Origin of the sequence: Pseudomonas sp. Je.1.5.c (genome assembly GCF_051129895.1) — a bacterium.
Classification (GTDB): Bacteria; Pseudomonadota; Gammaproteobacteria; order Pseudomonadales; family Pseudomonadaceae; genus Aquipseudomonas; species Aquipseudomonas urmiensis.
In genome coordinates this window covers 1-3517 of sequence record NZ_JBCPSP010000088.1, presented here as the reverse complement: position 1 = coordinate 3517, position 3517 = coordinate 1, and the positions used below count along the sequence as shown (strand labels likewise).

1 tRNA gene and 2 rRNA genes are annotated in these 3517 nt (G+C 51.4%); all 3 read right to left on the bottom strand.

The features are described from left to right. Window positions 1–12: 12 nt before the first annotated feature. Window positions 13–128, bottom strand: a 5S ribosomal RNA gene (gene rrf, locus AAZU54_RS27175). A 129-nt stretch (window positions 129–257) separates the two neighbouring features. Continuing rightward, window positions 258–3150: ribosomal RNA gene (locus tag AAZU54_RS27170) — 23S ribosomal RNA — on the bottom strand. 238 nt (window positions 3151–3388) lie between these two features. Next, window positions 3389–3464, bottom strand: a tRNA-Ala gene (locus tag AAZU54_RS27165). Window positions 3465–3517: the final 53 nt, after the last annotated feature.

Sequence of the window (3517 nt, the reverse complement as noted above, 5' to 3'; positions counted from 1 at the left end):
TTGCGAAATGAATCTTGACGATGACCTACTCTCACATGGGGAAACCCCACACTACCATCGGCGATGCATCGTTTCACTACTGAGTTCGGGATGGGATCAGGTGGTTCCAATGCTCTATGGTCGTCAAGAAATTCTGTAGCCAGAATGTCCAGATGGACAGCCCAGCGAATTCGGATATGCGATAGTTGTGAGTACGAACTTTCGGGTCTTTCGTCTTCACCACCGCAATTCGCGCTAGCAAATTGCTTGGGTGTTATATGGTCAAGCCTCACGGGCAATTAGTATTGGTTAGCTCAACGCCTCACAGCGCTTACACACCCAACCTATCAACGTCGTAGTCTTCGACGGCCCTTTAGGGGATTCAAGATCCCAGTGAGATCTCATCTTGAGGCAAGTTTCCCGCTTAGATGCTTTCAGCGGTTATCTCTTCCGAACATAGCTACCCGGCAATGCCACTGGCGTGACAACCGGAACACCAGAGGTTCGTCCACTCCGGTCCTCTCGTACTAGGAGCAGCCCCTCTCAAATCTCAAACGTCCACGGCAGATAGGGACCGAACTGTCTCACGACGTTCTAAACCCAGCTCGCGTACCACTTTAAATGGCGAACAGCCATACCCTTGGGACCGGCTTCAGCCCCAGGATGTGATGAGCCGACATCGAGGTGCCAAACACCGCCGTCGATATGAACTCTTGGGCGGTATCAGCCTGTTATCCCCGGAGTACCTTTTATCCGTTGAGCGATGGCCCTTCCATACAGAACCACCGGATCACTAAGACCTACTTTCGTACCTGCTCGACGTGTGGGTCTCGCAGTCAAGCGCGCTTTTGCCTTTATACTCTACGACCGATTTCCGACCGGTCTGAGCGCACCTTCGTACTCCTCCGTTACTCTTTGGGAGGAGACCGCCCCAGTCAAACTACCCACCATACACTGTCCTCGATCCGGATAACGGACCTGAGTTAGAACCTCAAAGTTGCCAGGGTGGTATTTCAAGGATGGCTCCATGAGAACTGGCGTCCCCACTTCAAAGCCTCCCACCTATCCTACACAAGCAAATTCAAAGTCCAGTGCAAAGCTATAGTAAAGGTTCACGGGGTCTTTCCGTCTAGCCGCGGATACACTGCATCTTCACAGCGATTTCAATTTCACTGAGTCTCGGGTGGAGACAGCGCCGCCATCGTTACGCCATTCGTGCAGGTCGGAACTTACCCGACAAGGAATTTCGCTACCTTAGGACCGTTATAGTTACGGCCGCCGTTTACCGGGGCTTCGATCAAGAGCTTCGCTTGCGCTAACCCCATCAATTAACCTTCCGGCACCGGGCAGGCGTCACACCCTATACGTCCACTTTCGTGTTTGCAGAGTGCTGTGTTTTTAATAAACAGTCGCAGCGGCCTGGTATCTTCGACCAGCAAAAGCTTACGGGGCAAGCCCTTCACCTTCGCCGGCGCACCTTCTCCCGAAGTTACGGTGCCATTTTGCCTAGTTCCTTCACCCGAGTTCTCTCAAGCGCCTTGGTATTCTCTACCTAACCACCTGTGTCGGTTTGGGGTACGGTTCCCGATTGTCTGAAGCTTAGGAGCTTTTCTTGGAAGCATGGCATCAACCACTTCGTCGCCTAAAGGCAACTCGTCATCAGCTCTCGGCCTTGAGATCCCGGATTTGCCTAAGATCTCAGCCTACCACCTTAAACTTGGACAACCAACGCCAAGCTGGCCTAGCCTTCTCCGTCCCTCCATCGCAACAATCGGAAGTACAGGAATATTAACCTGTTTTCCATCGACTACGCTTTTCAGCCTCGCCTTAGGGACCGACTAACCCTGCGTCGATTAACGTTGCGCAGGAAACCTTGGTCTTTCGGCGTGCGAGTTTTTCACTCGCATTGTCGTTACTCATGTCAGCATTCGCACTTCTGATACCTCCAGCAAGCTTCTCAACTCACCTTCACAGGCTTACAGAACGCTCCTCTACCGCATCACCAAAAGGTGATACCCGTAGCTTCGGTGCATGGTTTGAGCCCCGTTACATCTTCCGCGCAGGCCGACTCGACTAGTGAGCTATTACGCTTTCTTTAAAGGGTGGCTGCTTCTAAGCCAACCTCCTAGCTGTCTAAGCCTTCCCACATCGTTTCCCACTTAACCATGACTTTGGGACCTTAGCTGACGGTCTGGGTTGTTTCCCTTTTCACGACGGACGTTAGCACCCGCCGTGTGTCTCCCATGCTCGGCACTTGTAGGTATTCGGAGTTTGCATCGGTTTGGTAAGTCGGGATGACCCCCTAGCCGAAACAGTGCTCTACCCCCTACAGTGATACATGAGGCGCTACCTAAATAGCTTTCGAGGAGAACCAGCTATCTCCGAGCTTGATTAGCCTTTCACTCCGATCCACAGGTCATCCGCTAACTTTTCAACGGTAGTCGGTTCGGTCCTCCAGTCAGTGTTACCTAACCTTCAACCTGCCCATGGATAGATCGCCCGGTTTCGGGTCTATACCCAGCGACTAAACGCCCTATTAAGACTCGCTTTCGCTACGCCTCCCCTATTCGGTTAAGCTCGCCACTGAATATAAGTCGCTGACCCATTATACAAAAGGTACGCAGTCACCTAACAAAGTAGGCTCCCACTGCTTGTACGCATACGGTTTCAGGTTCTATTTCACTCCCCTCTCCGGGGTTCTTTTCGCCTTTCCCTCACGGTACTGGTTCACTATCGGTCAGTCAGTAGTATTTAGCCTTGGAGGATGGTCCCCCCATGTTCAGACAAAGTTTCTCGTGCTCCGTCCTACTCGATTTCATTGATAAGAGATTTTCGTGTACGGGGCTATCACCCACTATGGCCGCACTTTCCAGAGCGTTCCACTAATCTCAAACCAACTTAAGGGCTGGTCCCCGTTCGCTCGCCACTACTAAGGGAATCTCGGTTGATTTCTTTTCCTCAGGGTACTTAGATGTTTCAGTTCCCCTGGTTCGCCTCTTGCACCTATGTATTCAGTACAAGATACTCAGCTTATGCTGAGTGGGTTCCCCCATTCAGAGATCTCTGGATCACAGTCTGTTTGCCGACTCCCCAAAGCTTATCGCAGGCTACCACGTCTTTCATCGCCTCTGACTGCCAAGGCATCCACCGTATGCGCTTCTTCACTTGACCATATAACCCCAAGCAATCTGGTTATACTGTGAAGACGACATTCGCCGAAAATTCGTTTGCTCTTGCGAGCACTCACAAATTTTACCTTAGCCTGATCCACCAGCAGTGAAACTGGTGTTCAGTCTATTTCTATCACATATCCGAATTTTTAAAGAACGATCTGACAAAAGTCAGAAATCAACATTCACAGCGGAATGCTCATTTCTAAGTTCTAGCAGTGCTGCGAAACCTGAAAGAGTGGTGGAGCCAAGCGGGATCGAACCGCTGACCTCCTGCGTGCAAGGCAGGCGCTCTCCCAGCTGAGCTATGGCCCCGTATTACCTAGGCTGCACCAAGTAATTGGTAGGTCTGGGCAGATTTGAACTGC